Raw genomic sequence first — 16063 nt, 5'->3', positions numbered from 1 at the left:
ATGGCGAAGAACAGCGCAAAGGACATCGAGGTCACGGCCTTCGCCACGCATCACGTCATCAGGCAGCCCAATCCCTTGCGAAAGGTGCTGCGCCGGGTCGAAGACAAGGACATGGACGATCCGGTCGCCCGCGCCGAGCAGGCGCTGGCGGGCCTTTCCGGCGAATTCAGGAACTGGATGACGATCGAGGTCCAGAGACTGTCCGCCGCCTGGACCGCCGTGCAGCGGGATGGCTTCACCAAGAAGCTGCGCGACGAGCTGTTCCACGCCGCGCACGACATCAAGGGCGATGCGGCGACGTTCGGCTTTGCTTCGGCAGCGGGAATCGCCGAGAGCCTGTGCCGCGTCATCGAGCATGCGCCGGATCTTTCGAAGGTGCCGGCCGAGCTGTTCACGCACCACATCAACGCGATCCTCGCCATCGTGCACGAGAACACCAGGCTCGACAGCATCAGCGTCTCCGCCGAGCTCAGCCGGCGCCTGCGCAAGGTCGCCGACGAATATCTCGCCCACGTCAACCGCGACCGCCCCGAGCATCTCGAGGTAATCCTGGCACCAAGCATTGCGCCGACGGAGTAAGGGCTCAGCTCTTTCCTCTGGCAATGATGGAGTTTGGGGCTTCGACTCCGCTCTATCGACACGATCAGAATCGTAGGGTGGGCAAAGCGGAGCGTGCCCACCAATCAACATGATCTGTGTGAAGAAGCGGTGGGCACGGCGCGATGCGCCTTTGCCCACCCTACGGCGTCTCGTCAGGCCGCAATCAGATCATCATAGACCGGATCGACCGCATCCTCGGCGACGAGCTCGTCGCAGAACAGTCGTGCCTCTTCGCGCGCGGACTCGGTGGCGAAGCGGCGGAGCAGGACCATCAGCGGTTCGGTCGCGCCGCGGTCGGTCTCGCAATGGGTAAGCACGCGCTCGACCATGCGCCGGCGCAGCCGCGCCGCACCATCATCACTGTCGACGAAGCCCTGCTCGTGGCAGGCATCGAGTGCGACCTGGAATGCCGCGAATGTCGCCTCGGGCAGCCCGGCGCGGCGGAGCAGCGCGTGCAGGCTGTTGCCGCCGCGGTCGTGCAGCAGCGCCGAGACGCGCGCCAGCGGCAGATCGGCGAGTTCAGCGAGCGCCGCATCGAACAGGTCGAGATTGCTCGACAGCAGCGCCCGCAGGATCAGACCCGCGGTGAGCTGGCCGGTGATGCGCAGGTGACGCACCAGGCCCTGCATGTCCTCGCCACGCGAGCGCGCTGCGATGTTCATGGTGGAGCGATCGCGCGCCTCGATCGTGATGCGCTCGGCACGGTCGGCACTCAGCCAGTTTCGGGCCACGACGAACTGCGCAAGGGTCTCGGAAAGCTTGGTCACCAGCGCCGCGCGCGTTGCGGCCGGCAGATCCTCCAGCACCAGCATCGCCTCGCGGATCGCGGCGAGATGGCCGTGGCGCTCGACGATGCGGTTCCAGGAGAACGGCGCGAGCTCGGCATGGGGATTTTCGATCAGCTCCAGCGCCGCAGCCGCGCAGCCGACCTCGGCGATGGCGGCACAGACCGATACCGGCAGCGCTATACGGCGGGCGACCCCGCACTGCACCTCGTCATTGCCGGTGGCGACGATGTCGACGAGATCGGCATCGATCAGCAGCGGAGAATGTTCGAGCACGGGCAGCGCAACCGTCGGCTGATCCGCCGACAGTGCCCGCACGATTGCAGCCGGCGCCTCGGTGCTGCGCGCAAAGGCTTCGGCCATCGCCTGCCGCACCAGCGGCGAGGGATCGTCGAGCAACATCAAGAGCGCGCCTTCGGCGGCGACGCGATCGTCATGAGAAAGATCCGAGATCAGCCAGGCCCGGGCCAACGCCCGCGTCGCCTCGGCCCGCTCCCCGGCGGACGCCGTCCTGATCCAATTAATGAACTGCCGAACAATCATGGTGCTTCCGGCTTACGCAACGAAAACGAAAAATGGTGACGGCTTGTCACCTGCAACACAAAATAAACCACGACGCTTAACAAAGCGTTCACCATAACTGGCTGGTTTTATTGACGTTTTGTTAAGGGAACAAAGGCCGCGGCGTCCGGGACACGAGAGAGCGCGAGCCCTCGCCCACGCACCGCACAAAGATCTGGATTTCGTGCACGGATGCAGCGCGGCGCGTCCGGGACGCGAGCGATTATTCTTCGATCAGTGAGTTAGCTCGAGAACGTGCCGCTGCGATCGCTGAAGAGATCGAGCGGCTGCGGCGGCCGCATGTCCGGCGTCGCGGATGCGACCGAAGTGAGTGAGGCGTTGTTGCCCCACAATTTCTGCACGGTGGTCGAGACCGGCTGCGTGACGTCGCCGGGCTGATAGATCGAACGAAACACCGGCGTGCTCGGCGCATTGTCCGCGAGCGTCGCTGGCGACGTCGCACCGACGGGCGTCACGGCGCGAGTATTCGGGAAGGTCTGGAGATAAGCCGCGTTGTCGATGACCGGCGCAGCGGGCTGCACGCCATTCGCGCTCGCGACCTGCGTCGTCGTGGGCGTATCGCCATACATCGCCATCGCGCTGCGCGTCACTTTCGAATTGGCCGCGCTGGCATAGCGCGCGTCGAGCACCGAATAGACTTCGGAGACGCTGCGGGCGCGGCCATCTTTGGCGTAGAAAATCGAGCGGTTGGCGGCGGCCGCGTTGGGAAACAGCCGCGCACCGACGGCTTGCGGATTGTCCTCGGCATTGGCGATCAGTTTCGCGGCGCCGCCGACGCCCATGAAATGGGCCATGTAGAGTTCGCTGTCGCTCGGCCTGCGCCCGAGCAGGCCGGTGAGCTTGAAACTGTTCGACTGCGTCAGCGCCGCAGCCATGTTGGATGCAGCCTCCGGATCGTCGCGCAGCTTCATGATCGACCGCTTCACCAGGGGATCATCGACGGTGTAGGTGCCCGACGAGGTCCTAGTGATGGCGTCGGCATAGCTGCCATAGCCGAGTTGGGTGCCGGCCTCCTTCACGGTGCCAAGCCAGGTCTGGTCGATGAACTGATAGAGCCCGTGCGCAGACGAGGTGGTGGCACCGGCCGTCGGATCGAAATCCGATTCCATCTTGGCAGTGGTCAACATGTACTGGAAGCTGACGCCGGAGATATTGGAGGCCTGCTTGATCGCGCCGGCAACGCGCGCCCGCGACGGATCGAGACCGGCCGTCTGCGTCGCACTGAAATTGTCGACCGACATGATGAAGTGCCCGCCCCGCGCGGCGTTGAGCGGCGCCGGCAATTCGGCGCCCTGTCGTCTCACCGTGGGACAGGTATGGTTAATGCCGGGTTAATTTAGCCCTCACGGTCATTCCGGGGCGCACCGTAGGTGCGAGCCCGGAATCCATTGAGCCGCGCGCGATGCCCTGCAATGGATTCCGGGCTCGCGCTACGCGCGCGCCCCGGAATGACAGCTTGCTATTTCTTATAGACCGCGTCCGGATCGAACAGCCGTTCCGCATCGACGAACACGAGCTTCGCACCGGTGCCCTCTCCCTCCACCTTGCGGTAGAAGCAGGACCTGCGCCCGGTGTGGCACGCCGCGCCGATCTGCTCGACGCGGATCCAAATCGCGTCCTGGTCGCAATCGGTGCGCATCTCGACGACGCGCTGGGTCTGACCCGATGTCTCACCTTTTCGCCACAAGGCATTGCGCGAGCGGCTGAAGTACCAAGCCTCGCCGGTCGCGATCGTCTTGCGCAGCGCCTCCGCGTTCATGTGCGCGACCATGAGCACATCGCCCGTGGCGACATCGGTCGCGACGCAGGTCACGAGACCGCTCGCGTCGAACTTGGGCAGGAAGGCGAGACCTTCCTCGATCTCATGGGAGTGAGCGGACACGGGACCCTCGCTCGAGCATGATCCGGAAAAGTGTGAAGCGGTTTTCCGAAAAGATCATGCTCAAAAAAATAAGGCCTTGCGAGGTCAGCGCGTCGTGCCTCGCACCAGGGACAGGAAGCGGGCCTGCTCCGCGGGATTGTCGCGGAACATGCCGGTGAAGCGGCTGGTGAAGGTGGAGGCGCCATGCTTGGCGACGCCACGCACCGACATGCAGGTATGCTCGGCCTCGATCAGCACCGCCACGCCGCGCGGCTTGAGGATCTCGTCGATGGCGGCCGCGATCTGGGCCGTCAGATGCTCCTGGGTCTGCAGCCGGCGGGCGAAGATATCCGTCAGGCGCGCGAGCTTGGACAGGCCAACCACGCGTTCCACCGGCGTATAGGCGATGTGCGCCTTGCCGTAGAACGGCATCATGTGATGCTCGCATTGCGAGGTGAATTCGATGTCGCGGACCAGGACGAAATCATCATAGCCCGCCGTCTCACCAAAGGTGCGGTCGAGCACCTCGGCCGGGCATTGGTGATAGCCCTGATAGAGCTCGTCGAAGGCCTCGACCACACGGCGCGGGGTGTCGAGCAGGCCTTCGCGTTCGGTGTTCTCGCCGATATAGGCGAGCAGCGTCTTCACCGCCGCTTCCGCCTCGGCGCGCGCCGGGCGCGGCTGGTCGGCGCGGACGGCGACCGCGAGGAATTCGGCAGGATCAAGCTCGGCGGGGCGGCTCTCGGGCTGCCGATCGGAAGGCTTGTTGGGGCGGATGGATTTGATCGTGGCGTCCATATCGACTCCGTTCGACGGCCTTGCGGCCGGAGTGTCACCGGCAGACGGGGCGGCAAGCCGCCGGACGCCTGAACAGAATAATTGAACCTGGTGGAAAAGATCCTCTCCACCAACGTCGGCCGCATGGTCTGGGCCACCCCCGCTGGACTATTTTTCCGCCGGTTCCGCCCCTATATAGGACCGTGGACGGCGCGCGCCAAGGCCGATCCGGTGCGGAAGTGTTGGACTCCATCACATGCTGAACGACATCTACAACAAGCGGATCATCGAACTGGCCGGGAATATTCCGCGCCTCGGGCGGCTGTCGGACCCCGATGCCTCCGCCACTGCCCACTCCAAGCTGTGCGGCTCGACCGTGAAGGTCGACCTCAAGATGAATGGGGACACCGTCACCGACTTCGCCCATGACGTGAAGGCCTGTGCCCTCGGACAGGCCTCTTCATCCATCATGGCAAGTCACGTGGTCGGCTCGACTGCGAGCGAACTCCGTGAGTTACGCGAAACCGTTCGCAAGATGCTGAAGGAGAACGGAGCGCCTCCTCAAGGCAAATGGGAAGAGATCAAGTTCCTCGAGCCGGTCCGCGATTACAAGGCGCGGCATGCCTCGACGCTCCTGACCTTCGATGCGGTGGTGGATGCCATCGGCCAGATCGAGGCCAAGGCGAAGCAGCCGGCGGCGGCGCAGGGCTAGTTCATCAGTGTCATTCCGGGGCGCGCGTCTGCGCGAACCCGGAATCTCGTGCCGCAATCTCTAGATTCCGGGTTCGTCGTTTCGACGGTAGAAGAAGCTTATTTCTGCGTCGCCGCGGCTGGTGTGGCTGGTGTGGCCACGCCGCCGGCGGTCGGTGCCAAGGCTTCCGCGGTCTTGGTCGACTTGGCAGGCTGCTCCGGTCCCGTGCCGAACCTGGCCTGCGTCTTCGGTGCAAGCTCCGCCATCGCCGGCGCGGAGATGTCCACATGCGGCAGCACGTCGGCCACGAGGTCCGTCGTCACGAGATTGGTGAGCTTGAGCTCACCGGCGTCGAGCTCGTGCAAATCCTCCCACGGCGGCACGCTGAGCGCGAGCGACAGCAGATCGCCGGCGCCGCCCATGTCGAAGGTGTATTTGGCGAGACGGCCGATGTCGCGTTCCACGATCATCAGGTCCTGCGCGCTGTAGCTGGCAGCCTTGGCATCGTCGGCGCGATCGCCCATCCAGATCTGATGAACGCGGACATGGGCGGCTTCCGGCACGTAGCGCTTCTTGCCGGCCAGCAGCAGGAACACGCACATGGATTCACAATAGGCCCCGGACGCGACCGCCGGACGGGCGCCTTGCCCGCCGCGGTTTGGCAGGCTAATGCCGACCGTGGTCAGAAGTCCGAGATTGCGGAAGCGCCGGCCCAGCGTGATGGCATCGTTGACCGAACCGCCGCTGGAGTCGAGCACCACGGTGGCGCCGCCGAGCTGGCGTCCGCGAGAAAACTCCTCGAAATCCTTTGGCGTATCGGCGGTGATGATGCCGACTGCGCTGACCCAGCCGCGGCAGTTCGGCTCACACGCCACCCAGCTGAACTTCATCGGCAGCTTGCGCTCTTCGAGGGCAGCACCGGCTCGCGCTGACGACCCGAATGTCGCGACGGCTCCAGCCAGCGCGACTCCACAGACGGCGGTTCCCACTAGCAACCAGCCGCGAAGATTAAGGGAGTTCAGAAGTTTCAATCTGGTTCCTTCCCCAAGCCCCAAAGGTCCCCAAACAATCCCCGGTAGCGCCCTCTGAGTCCATCATACAGGCGTATGTTTCTACACACGGGCGTCATAAAAATGGTATCCGGGCGAATACAGCTCGTCCACAGATACTTGCTGCACTGCTCCCAGAAAGCAGGCAAAATATGGCGCGCAAACAACAGCTTACGGTTCCCTGCATTGGAACCGAGCAGTACGTCGCTTAACGTTGCAGCAAAGCGCACATGAAGCATTCAGCCTGCGAGCATTGTTCCAATCCCGTTGCGGGCGCGCTCCGGCTCCCGCGCAGATTCGGCCGCGCTCTGATCTGGCTCTACCGCCATACGCTCTCGCCGCTGGTCGGTTACAATTGCCGGCACCTGCCGACCTGCTCCGTCTATGGTGACGAAGCGATCGAACGGTTCGGACTCTGGGCCGGCGGCTGGATGACGCTTGCGCGCCTATTGCGCTGCAATCCCTTCGGCACCTCAGGCATCGACAACGTACCGCTCACCGCGCCGCAAAGCGCGCGCTGGTACCTGCCTTGGCGCTACGGCCGTTGGCGCGGGGTCAACGCGTCCTAAGCTGCTGCGGTGCGTCGCGCATCGCTGTCTTGACTGGAACCGGAACTCTCAGCTCGCGTTGATGTGATGCTCCCATAGGGGAGGAAACAACAATGCGCTGGAAAATCAGCCCTCATTTTCCCTTCAGGATTAAGCCAAATCCTGGCTCCAGGCGGCACCACGACCCCAGAACCATGGATCTGCTCGCAATCGTCGCCCTGCTGGCGCTCGTGCTCGGCTCCGGCTGGTATCTAGCGACGAGCCTCGCAACGCCGCCAAGCACGACGGCGTTCATCGTGCCGAGCCAGAGCGTGCACTGGTAGCTAACGGAACCAGAAGAAACGTCCGGACTGCGGCGGGATCGACTCGGGCGGACGTAGCCGCTTCGGCCGTAGCGGCTTTGGCGACGGCTCGGCGAACGTGGTCTCCGCCGGCGCGGCCTCGCTCCCCGGCACCTTCACCGAGAGCAGCAGGTTCGACTCGTGCGTCCGCCAGCGGTAGCCCACGCCGAAATCGATCGGTTGGGCGCGCGTGAACAGTTCGGCGTAGCGCTCCTGGTAGCGACCCGGGAATTCATCGATCGGACCGAGATAACGGCCGAACGGGAAGAACCGCCATTGCCGCGCGCTGTAGTTCGCGAGCGGAATGCCGGAATCGTCCTGGATGATGGTGGCGCTGTTGGCGAGGAGCCAATCGCGCACGACGGTGAAATTGCCGGAATGCAGCAGATACGACGCGCTCTTGAGCAGGCTGTTGCCGGGCCCGAGCGTCTCGCAAAATTTCAGGAAGCCGGTCGCGCGTGCACCGGCATTGGAAAGATCATTCGAGAAATAATACAGCGTGCGCGCCTCCCCATCGCTCCCGGCGAAGGTGATGCGGACGCCGCGCGTAGCGTTGGGGCCCGGATTGTCGCCGGCCGTATGCACCCCGCCCTTGTCGTCGAGCGCGATCATCTCGACGTTGCGGATGGTCTTGCCGGAGCGCGCCAGGAAGACATAGAGGATCGGCAGCGTGCCGTTGACCTGATTGGCGTGCAGGTCGACCTTCATCTGCTTGGTGATGAAGAACGAAAAACTCAGGATCGAGGCGAGCGAGCGCTCGACGTTGTAGAGCGCAGTGCCGACCGAACCACGCGGCAGCCGCGTCAGGTCGGGCACCGCCCCCACCGGTTCGAGCGCGCCGAGCACATAGGTGCTGGCCTTGGCATAGAAGGCGTTGGCATAGAGGAAATCCGGACCACTGAACATGTAGAACATGGTTGGCCGGGGCGCGGCGAGATTGACGTCGGCCCAGCTGCGGATCTTGGAGAGCTGCCGTTGCTCGAGCTGGGCGAAGGCGCCATCGAAGAATTTCGCATGACGCTGCCAGCCCGGATCCTTCGTGAGCGGCACCAGCGGCGAGTCCGCCGAAGGCTGCATGCCTGCAAGGAAGCGCGCGGTGTCGTCGTAGGTGACCTCGGCGGCACGTGCGGACGAGACGGCCGCAGCCAGCAGGGCAAGGGCTATGGCTGCAATTCTCAGGGGTCGAAACATGTCTATTCGCGATGTGATGAATTGCCAGCGGCAACCGGCCGCCTGCGGAATGCAACATAAATCAGCAGGCCCGAGAGCATGACGAGCATCCCCGACAGCGACTGCACCGGCCGCTCGGTCAACAGGTAGTACATCATGAACGCGGTCACGAGCAGGAAAACCAGCGGCGTGAACGGGTATCCCCAGGCGCGATAGGGCCGCGGCAAATCGGGATCGGTGATGCGAAGCTTGATGACGCCGGCGACGGTGAAAAACGAGCAGAACAGCAGCGCGAACTGGATGAAGTCGAGCACCGCCTCGAAGCTGCGCGTGAACAGCAGCAGGGTCGCGACGGCGAGCTGAAACAGGATCGCATAGGCCGGCGCACCGTTCGCCGACCTCTGCGAGAACACGCGCAGCGCCGGAATGTCCTCGCCCATCGTCATCATCACGCGCGGGCCGATCCACATCATCGCGCTGATCGAGGAGATCAGACCGACACAGATCATCGCGCCGACGATCCGGCCGCCGAGGCCGCCGAAGATGGCGCTGCCGGCGACACTGGCGACGTCGAGCTGGCCGGCCAGCGCGCTGACAGGCGTCGAGTAGAGGAACACCGCGTTCAGCGCGACGTAGAGCACGAGCACGATCAGCGTGCCCGCGAGCAACGCGCGCGGCAGGCTCCGCTGCGGCGTGCTCATCTCGCCGATGATGTAGGTCGCGGCATTCCAGCCCGAGAACGAGTACATCACGAAGACGAGCCCGATCGCGAACGGCGCGCTGACGATGTGGGCGAGATCGCCCGACTGCGGCATGAAGGTGATCTGCTGTGGCACGCCGATAACGAAGCCGGCCACCAGGAAGGCGACGATCAGCACGACCTTGATAATCGTCGAGATCAGCTGGAAGGTCGAGGAGTGCCTGACGCCGGTCAGTTGCACGAGCGAAACCAGCCACACCACGCCGATGGCGAGCGGGATCGGCGGCAGTTCGGGCACGACCGATTTGGCATATTCGCCGAACGCCATTGCGGCGAGCGCGACCGGCGCTGCAAATCCCACCGTCGCCGAGACCCAGCCGGCGAGAAAGCCGAAGGCGGGATGATAGGCGCGGCCGAGGAAATTGTATTCCCCGCTCGAGCGCGGAAACATCGCGCCCAATTCGCTGTAGGAGAACACCCCGCACAGCGCGACGATACCGCCGACTGTCCAGAGCAGAAGGATCGAAAAGCCCGATGGGATGTCCTTGACCTGGAAGCCGAGGCTGGTGAAGACGCCGACCCCGATCATGTCGGCGACGACAATGGCGGTTGCGACCAGAACGGAGACCCCCGACCCGTTTCCGGTCAGCCGGCCAGTCCAGGGCGCGGTACCCGCATCTGATGCTGTCATCGGGTCCTCAAGCCTCAGGCGTCTCGCCCCATGGGGAGCATCATGCAGATTGGTCAGTCAATTCAAGCAGGGTTAACAAGGGTTAAATGAGGCAGGCGAACCGGGTATTTTGACACCTCTTATGCACGGTCTTGGGCAATAAACCTGCGCAAATCCCGGACAATCCCGTTCTCATCCCCCACAATCAGGACACGATTGCATGGTCCCTTTGAGCGTTCCGGATGTGGGGAAGTTTCACCGGACGCTTAACGTCGCCTAAACGCTAGTCGGCGCAATTTTCTCAAGATTGCCGATGGACGCGACTTGATGGACGTGACTTGGGGTCATGGGTGGATGGTCGGGGCCGTTCCGAAATTGAGAGCTGACACTCGTGTAGACCGGACGATGTCCGGCGCGCGCGGTCGCGTGCTCCGGATCGGCCTGATCTCAGCCTTGGTACCGATGTCGCTGACGCTGGTTCAATGCGGCAAGGCGCCCAATCCGGCGGCGCTCGCGGCGAACTCGCAGGCCAACGTGCAGGTGGTCGCCAAGACAAATACGCAGGCGGCAAGCGGCGACACGTTCGAGGATCGCTTCCCTGCCCCGCAGTTCAGGGAGCGTTTCCCCTCGGCGAGCGAGAGCTTCCTGCAACGGCAGATGTCGGACTTCTCGCCCAAGCGCGCCGTCCAGCAGCCGCAACCTGAGCAGGCACCCTACAAGGTCGCTTCGCTCGAGCCGCAGCTCCCCTACAAGCGTCCGCCGCGCGAAGACCTAACGACGCTCGTCAGCATGAAGTCGTCGGCCTTTCCCTATTTCGGCAACAACCCCGCCTCCGACGCGCCCTTCCTCAACATCTCCAAGGGCGACCGCCGCGGCCACCGCAGCTATTCGGGGCGCGTCTACTGGCAGGACGAAACCTACAGCGACAGCCGCGTGCTGGTGCACGTCCCCGAGCATTTCGACGTCCGCAAGCCGGGCGTGATCGTGGTGTTCTTCCATGGCAATGGCGCGACGCTCGAGCGCGACGTGCGTGACCGCCAGCTGGTGCCGAAACAGATCACCGATTCCGGCGCCAATGCCATCCTGCTTGCGCCGCAGATGGCGGTCGATGCCGCCGATTCCAGCGCCGGCAAGTTCTGGCAGGCGGGCGGCCTCAAGCGCTTCATGGAGGAATCGGCCAACCACCTCGCCCGCCTGACCGGCGATCCCAACAGCGCGCGGGCCTTCGCCAACATGCCAATCGTGATCGTCGGCTACAGCGGCGGCTTCCTGCCGACGGCCTGGAGCCTGGAGGTCGGCGGCATCAGCGACCGCGTCCGCGGCGTCGTGCTGCTCGACGCGGTCTATGGCGAAATGGACAAGTTCGCGTCCTGGATCGAGAGCCACCGTTCCGGCTTCTTCGTCAGTGCCTACACCCGCTACACCGCGCGGCGCGACCGCGAGCTGATGAGCATGCTGAGGCAGAAGGGCATCAGCGTCTCGGAAGACATGGACGGGCCATTGCGGCCCGGCAGCGTGGTGTTCGTCGAGACTGGCGAGGGCATCACTCATCGCGATTACGTGACGAGGGCCTGGACGCGGGATCCGCTCAAGGACGTCCTGGTGAAGATGTCGGCGACGCCCGCGCTTGCGCTCACGCGCGTCGCCTCCACCAATCCATCCGCATCGAGCCGTTAAACGGACGTGACCGTGGCGCGCTGAGGGCCCGGTCTATCGCTTAGGTTTTCGGCAGCTTCGGAATGCTCTCGGCAAAGCCGTTGAAGCAGGCCAGCCGCTCGTCCTCTTCCTTGAAGAAACGGCAATCGGCGTAGCCCTTGGCCTTCGCCGGCTTCGGCTTCGGCGCCGGCGGGATCACGGCGTCGTAGCAGTTGAGACGGTCCTTGGTGCCGTCATCGATCTCGAGGCAGGCCTGGAGCCGCGCCGCGATCGATTGCGGCTTGCCCTTCGCCGCCGCGGCGGGCTTGGCCGCAGCCTCCTTAGTCCCCTTGGGCTTGACCTGCACCAGCGGCTTGTCCCCCACCATCGGTGGCTTGTCGGCTTGCGCGAACGCGGAGGCTGAATAGAGCACCGCGGCAACCGCCAAAATCATCCTCATCTCAGTCAACTCTCTCTGGTCCCCATGATGGGCGTTCTAGCGCTCTCCCGCGCGGTTGCCAAGCATCTTGCACGCGGAAGCCGCGGGATTCAGGCCATCACGGCGGCAGCCGACCGGGGCTGGGTCAACAGCACCAGGAGCAGCGCCAACACGACGAAACCGACCGCGACGAAGCCGAGCGTGTGCAGGAGCTCGCGGGCGAACAGCAATCCGCCGATGGCCGAGCCGACCGCCTGACCGATATAGAGAACGGACGTGTTGAGCGCGACGGTCGCCGATGCCAGCGACGGCGCGGCCGCGACCAGCCGCACCTGCTGCATCGAATTGGTCGAGGCAAAGCCAAGGCCCCAGACCGCGACCGCGCCCGCCATCAATGCGAACGTGCCGGCGCCAAGCGCCCAGCCGGTGATCCCCGCAAGCAGCAGGCAGGTGAACAGCAGCGAGGTGCGATAAGGGCCCGAGGTGTCGACAACGCGGGTCGCGATGGCGACGCCGAGAAAGCCGCAGACGCCGTAAAGCGCGAACACCATGCCGATGGCATCGGGTCCGGCGCCGGTGAGCTTGTTGAGCAGCGGGCCCATGAAGGTGAACACCACGAACTGCCCGGACATTTGCAGCATGGTGATCGCAAGCAGGAGCAGAATTGTCTTGCTGCGGCCGACCTCGGCCCAGGTCTTGATATCCACTGGCGCGCCCTTCAGGCCCGACGGCAGGCGCAGCAGCAGCAACAGGAAGCTGATGCAGGCGAGCGCGCCGATCTCGCCATAGGCGGCGCGCCAGCCGTAGCGGCTGGCGACGAAGGTGATCAGCGGCAAGCCGACGGCGGCAGCGAGCGACCAGCCGAGGAAGATGTAGGCGATGGTGCTGCCGCGCCGCTCCACCGGCACGATCAGCGCCGCCGTGCCGGCGGCCTGCGGCGTATAGAGCGCGCCGACCGCGAGCATCACCAGACGGATGGCAAGGAGGCTCGCATAGTCGGGCACAAAGGCCGAGGCGAGATTGCCGACGGCGAGTACGGCCAGCGTGGTCGTGAGCAGCGTGCGCCGTTCGATGCGGCTGGTCAGCCAGGCCGTGAGCGGCGAGCCGATGCACAGCGTGATCGCGCCAAAGGTGATCAGGAGCCCGGCCGCATGGATGCTGACGTCGAGCCCGGTTGCCAATTCCGGCAGCATGCCCGCGGGCGCCAGCACCGAGCAGCCGGTGACGATATTGCCGAGCATCAGGGCGGTTGGCGCGAAGCGGCCGGCAGCAGGCGATCTTTCCATGCAAGTGCATGTAGAGCAGAGCTGCGGTCGATTAAAGGGCGCGCTCTGAAATAGTTGGTGCACGGTCCCAGCTTTTGCGCGCCACTTTCTTGGAATTGCCGGATTGCGCAGGCCGAATCGCCTGATATATCGCTCGTTCCCGCTTACCTGCGCTCGTTCGCAGGAGTGAGCCTCAGGAGAAAAGCATGACCGACCAGCCAAAATCCGAATCCGGATTCCAGTACAGCCTCTCCAATCTGAAGCCCGTGTCTCCCGCCCCCAAGGTCACCCTCACCTTCCCAGACGGCGCCCAGCGCCAGTTCGACAAGGGCATCACCGGCCTCGATATCGCCAAGGGCATCTCGCCGTCGCTGGCCAAGCGCACGGTCGCGATGGCGCTCGATGGCGCGCTCGCCGATCTCAATGACCCGATCGAGGCCGATGCGAAGATCGAGCTCGTCAACCGCGAGGATCCCCGCGCGCTCGAGCTGATCCGTCACGACTGCGCGCACGTGCTGGCCGAAGCCGTGCAATCGCTGTGGCCGGGCACCCAGGTCACCATCGGCCCGGTGATCGAGAACGGCTTCTACTACGACTTCTTCCGCAACGAGCCGTTCACCCCGGAAGATTTTGCCGCGATCGAGAAAAAGATGCGCGAGATCATCGCGCGCGACAAACCTTTCACCAAAGAGGTTTGGGATCGCGAAAAGACCAAACAGGTGTTCCGCGACAAGGGCGAAGCCTTCAAGGTCGAGCTGGTCGACGCTATTCCCGGCAACGAGCCGATCAAGATCTACTACCAGGGCGACTGGTTCGATCTCTGCCGCGGCCCGCACATGACCTCGACCGGCAAGGTCGGCAATGCCTTCAAGCTGATGAAGGTGGCCGGCGCCTATTGGCGCGGTGACAGCAACAACCCGATGCTGACCCGCATCTACGGCACCGCCTTCGCCAAGCAGGAGGACCTCGACGCCTACCTCAAGCAGATCGAGGAAGCCGAGAAGCGCGACCATCGCAAGCTCGGACGCGAGCTCGACCTCTTCCACTTCCAGGAGGAAGGTCCAGGCGTCGTGTTCTGGCACCCGAAGGGCTGGACCATCTTCCAACAGCTGATTGCCTATATGCGGCGGCGCCTGACCGGCGACTACAGCGAGGTCAACGCGCCGCAGATCCTCGACAAGGTCTTGTGGGAGACCTCGGGCCATTGGGGCTGGTACCGCGAGAACATGTTCGCGGCGCAGTCGGCCGGCGACGAGGCCGAGGACAAGCGCTGGTTTGCGCTGAAGCCGATGAACTGCCCGGGCCATGTGCAGATCTTCAAGCATGGCCTGAAGAGCTACCGCGACCTCCCCTTGCGCCTCGCCGAGTTCGGCGTGGTGCATCGCTATGAGCCGTCGGGCGCCATGCACGGCCTGATGCGCGTGCGCGGCTTTACCCAGGATGATGCACACATCTTCTGCACCGAGGACCAGCTCGCCGAGGAGTGCCTGAAGATCAACGATCTCATCCTATCGACCTACGCGGATTTCGGCTTCACCGGCGACCTCACGGTGAAGCTGTCGACCCGTCCCGACAAACGTGTCGGCACCGATGCGATGTGGGATCACGCCGAACGCGTGATGGCGACGGTGCTGCGCGAGATCCAGTCGCAGAACAATCACATCAAGACCGAGATCAATCCCGGCGAAGGCGCCTTCTACGGGCCGAAGTTCGAATATGTGCTGCGCGATGCCATCGGCCGCGACTGGCAGTGCGGCACCACGCAGGTCGACTTCAACCTGCCGGAGCGGTTCGGCGCGTTCTACATCGATCATGACGGCGGCAAGAAGCCGCCCGTGATGGTGCACCGCGCGATCTGCGGCTCGATGGAGCGCTACATCGGCATCCTGATCGAGCACTATGCCGGCAGCTTCCCGCTCTGGCTCTCGCCGGTGCAGGTGGTGGTCACCACCATCACCTCGGAAGCCGACGAATACGCCAAGCAGGTCGTCGAGCAGGCGCGGCGCGCGGGCCTTCGGGTCGAAATCGACCTGCGGAACGAAAAGATCAACTACAAGGTCCGCGAGCACTCGCTGGCCAAGATCCCGGCGCTGCTCGTGGTCGGCAAGAAGGAAGCCGAGACGCATTCGGTCTCGGTCCGCCGGCTCGGCAGCGACGGCCAGAAGGTGATGACGACGCAGGAGGCGATCGCCGCCCTCCTCGACGAGGCGACCCCGCCGGACGTGCAGCGGGCGCGTGGCGCCGTCTGAGCCCTGAAATCGATCTAAATTCGCTTCCGGTTGCGGGCGTGCATACCTATCTCGGGTCTGTACGTCCGCCGACCAGTTGAAGAGGATATCGCAGTGCGAGATGCCATCGAACTCCTGAAGACCCGCCGCTCGGTCAAGCCGCGCGAGATGACCGGGCCCGGCCCCTCCGCAGCCGAGCTCGAGACCATCCTCACCATCGGCGCGCGCGTGCCCGACCATGGCAAGCTGACGCCCTGGCGTTTCATCATTTTCGAGGGCGATGCCCGCCAGCGCGCCGGCGAGGTGATCGCAAAAGTCTTCGCCCGGAAGAACCCAGGCGCACCTGCCGCCGACGTCGAGACCGAGCGCAAGCGCCTCACCGACGCGCCGCTCGTGATCGGCATCGTCAGCTTCACCAAGCCACATCCGAAGGTGCCGGCCTTCGAGCAGGAATTGTCGGCCGGCGCCAGCGCCATGAACATCGTCACGGCCGCAACCGCCCTCGGCTACGGCGCCTGCTGGCTGACCGGCTGGTTCGCCTTCGATCGCGACGTGCTTGACGGCCTCGGCCTCAAGCCGGACGAAAAGCTCGCCGGCTTCGTCCACATCGGCACGCCGACCAAGCCGAGCGAAGACCGTCCGCGACCGTTCCTTTCGGAAATCGTGACGCGTTTTTAAGCGATGTTTTGTTGACGCCTTTGGCGTCTTCCGGCTTTCATCCC

16 protein-coding genes are annotated in these 16063 nt (G+C 64.3%); 7 read left to right on the top strand and 9 right to left on the bottom strand.

Annotated elements, in window-relative coordinates:
- A complete protein-coding gene (locus ACNJX8_RS16635; protein WP_128933042.1) occupies positions 1 to 579 on the top strand; it encodes an Hpt domain-containing protein in 579 nt (192 codons plus the stop codon).
- Positions 580 to 752: 173 nt separating this feature from the next.
- Here the strand turns inward: ACNJX8_RS16635 and ACNJX8_RS16630 are convergent, their stop codons facing one another.
- The 4 genes from ACNJX8_RS16630 to folE form a co-directional block, all read right to left on the bottom strand.
- Positions 753 to 1928: a DUF2336 domain-containing protein gene (locus tag ACNJX8_RS16630; protein ID WP_439361382.1), complete on the bottom strand. Its 1176-nt coding sequence runs from the start codon at positions 1926 to 1928 to the stop codon at positions 753 to 755.
- 260 nt (positions 1929 to 2188) lie between these two features.
- Positions 2189 to 3250, bottom strand: coding sequence for a lytic transglycosylase domain-containing protein (locus ACNJX8_RS16625; protein WP_164940304.1), 1062 nt, complete (start codon positions 3248 to 3250; stop codon positions 2189 to 2191).
- Positions 3251 to 3426: 176 nt separating this feature from the next.
- Entirely contained in the window at positions 3427 to 3849 is a 423-nt protein-coding gene (gene hisI / locus ACNJX8_RS16620; RefSeq protein ID WP_128933039.1) for a phosphoribosyl-AMP cyclohydrolase, read from the bottom strand.
- Positions 3850 to 3933: 84 nt separating this feature from the next.
- A complete protein-coding gene (folE, locus tag ACNJX8_RS16615) occupies positions 3934 to 4626 on the bottom strand; it encodes a GTP cyclohydrolase I FolE (protein WP_091889368.1) in 693 nt (230 codons plus the stop codon).
- 235 nt (positions 4627 to 4861) lie between these two features.
- On the opposite strand from folE, the gene ACNJX8_RS16610 reads away from it, so the two are divergent.
- Entirely contained in the window at positions 4862 to 5317 is a 456-nt protein-coding gene (locus ACNJX8_RS16610; RefSeq protein ID WP_091889370.1) for an iron-sulfur cluster assembly scaffold protein, read from the top strand.
- Positions 5318 to 5415: 98 nt separating this feature from the next.
- Here the strand turns inward: ACNJX8_RS16610 and ACNJX8_RS16605 are convergent, their stop codons facing one another.
- Positions 5416 to 6327 carry a hypothetical protein gene (locus ACNJX8_RS16605; RefSeq protein ID WP_128933038.1) on the bottom strand — a complete coding sequence of 304 codons (912 nt, stop codon included), beginning with the start codon at positions 6325 to 6327 and terminating at the stop codon, positions 5416 to 5418.
- A gap of 248 nt (positions 6328 to 6575) precedes the next feature.
- Here ACNJX8_RS16605 and yidD point away from each other — a divergent pair, with 248 nt between their 5' ends.
- Both yidD and ACNJX8_RS16595 read left to right on the top strand, forming a co-directional pair.
- Positions 6576 to 6914: a membrane protein insertion efficiency factor YidD gene (gene yidD, locus ACNJX8_RS16600; protein ID WP_128940497.1), complete on the top strand. Its 339-nt coding sequence runs from the start codon at positions 6576 to 6578 to the stop codon at positions 6912 to 6914.
- Positions 6915 to 7006: 92 nt separating this feature from the next.
- On the top strand, positions 7007 to 7216 hold the full coding sequence (locus ACNJX8_RS16595; RefSeq protein ID WP_128933036.1) for a hypothetical protein: 210 nt from the start codon (positions 7007 to 7009) through the stop codon (positions 7214 to 7216).
- Here the strand turns inward: ACNJX8_RS16595 and ACNJX8_RS16590 are convergent, their stop codons facing one another.
- Together ACNJX8_RS16590 and ACNJX8_RS16585 are read right to left on the bottom strand one after the other, a co-directional pair.
- Positions 7217 to 8425 carry a hypothetical protein gene (locus ACNJX8_RS16590; protein WP_128933035.1) on the bottom strand — a complete coding sequence of 403 codons (1209 nt, stop codon included), beginning with the start codon at positions 8423 to 8425 and terminating at the stop codon, positions 7217 to 7219.
- A gap of 2 nt (positions 8426 to 8427) precedes the next feature.
- Positions 8428 to 9795, bottom strand: a complete 1368-nt coding sequence (locus tag ACNJX8_RS16585; RefSeq protein ID WP_128933034.1) for an APC family permease — start codon at positions 9793 to 9795, stop codon at positions 8428 to 8430.
- A 333-nt stretch (positions 9796 to 10128) separates the two neighbouring features.
- Between ACNJX8_RS16585 and ACNJX8_RS16580 the strand changes: the two genes are divergently transcribed.
- The gene (locus tag ACNJX8_RS16580; protein WP_439361923.1) at positions 10129 to 11451 is read left to right on the top strand and encodes an alpha/beta hydrolase; all 1323 of its coding nucleotides are present in this window, start codon (positions 10129 to 10131) and stop codon (positions 11449 to 11451) included.
- Between the two features lie 40 nt (positions 11452 to 11491).
- Here the strand turns inward: ACNJX8_RS16580 and ACNJX8_RS16575 are convergent, their stop codons facing one another.
- Both ACNJX8_RS16575 and ACNJX8_RS16570 read right to left on the bottom strand, forming a co-directional pair.
- A complete protein-coding gene (locus ACNJX8_RS16575) occupies positions 11492 to 11869 on the bottom strand; it encodes a hypothetical protein (RefSeq protein WP_091889385.1) in 378 nt (125 codons plus the stop codon).
- Between the two features lie 89 nt (positions 11870 to 11958).
- Positions 11959 to 13134: an MFS transporter gene (locus ACNJX8_RS16570; RefSeq protein WP_439361381.1), complete on the bottom strand. Its 1176-nt coding sequence runs from the start codon at positions 13132 to 13134 to the stop codon at positions 11959 to 11961.
- A gap of 185 nt (positions 13135 to 13319) precedes the next feature.
- Between ACNJX8_RS16570 and thrS the strand changes: the two genes are divergently transcribed.
- Both thrS and ACNJX8_RS16560 read left to right on the top strand, forming a co-directional pair.
- On the top strand, positions 13320 to 15362 hold the full coding sequence (thrS, locus tag ACNJX8_RS16565; RefSeq protein ID WP_439361380.1) for a threonine--tRNA ligase: 2043 nt from the start codon (positions 13320 to 13322) through the stop codon (positions 15360 to 15362).
- 93 nt (positions 15363 to 15455) lie between these two features.
- Complete coding sequence (locus tag ACNJX8_RS16560; protein ID WP_128933029.1) at positions 15456 to 16019, top strand: nitroreductase family protein; 564 nt, start codon at positions 15456 to 15458, stop codon at positions 16017 to 16019.
- Positions 16020 to 16063: the final 44 nt, after the last annotated feature.

The sequence above is a fragment of the Bradyrhizobium sp. SPXBL-04 genome (genome assembly GCF_051853035.1).
Lineage (GTDB): Bacteria > Pseudomonadota > Alphaproteobacteria > Rhizobiales > Xanthobacteraceae > Bradyrhizobium > Bradyrhizobium zhanjiangense.
Note: the sequence above shows the minus strand (reverse complement) of the source record. Positions and strands in the feature narration are given on the sequence as shown.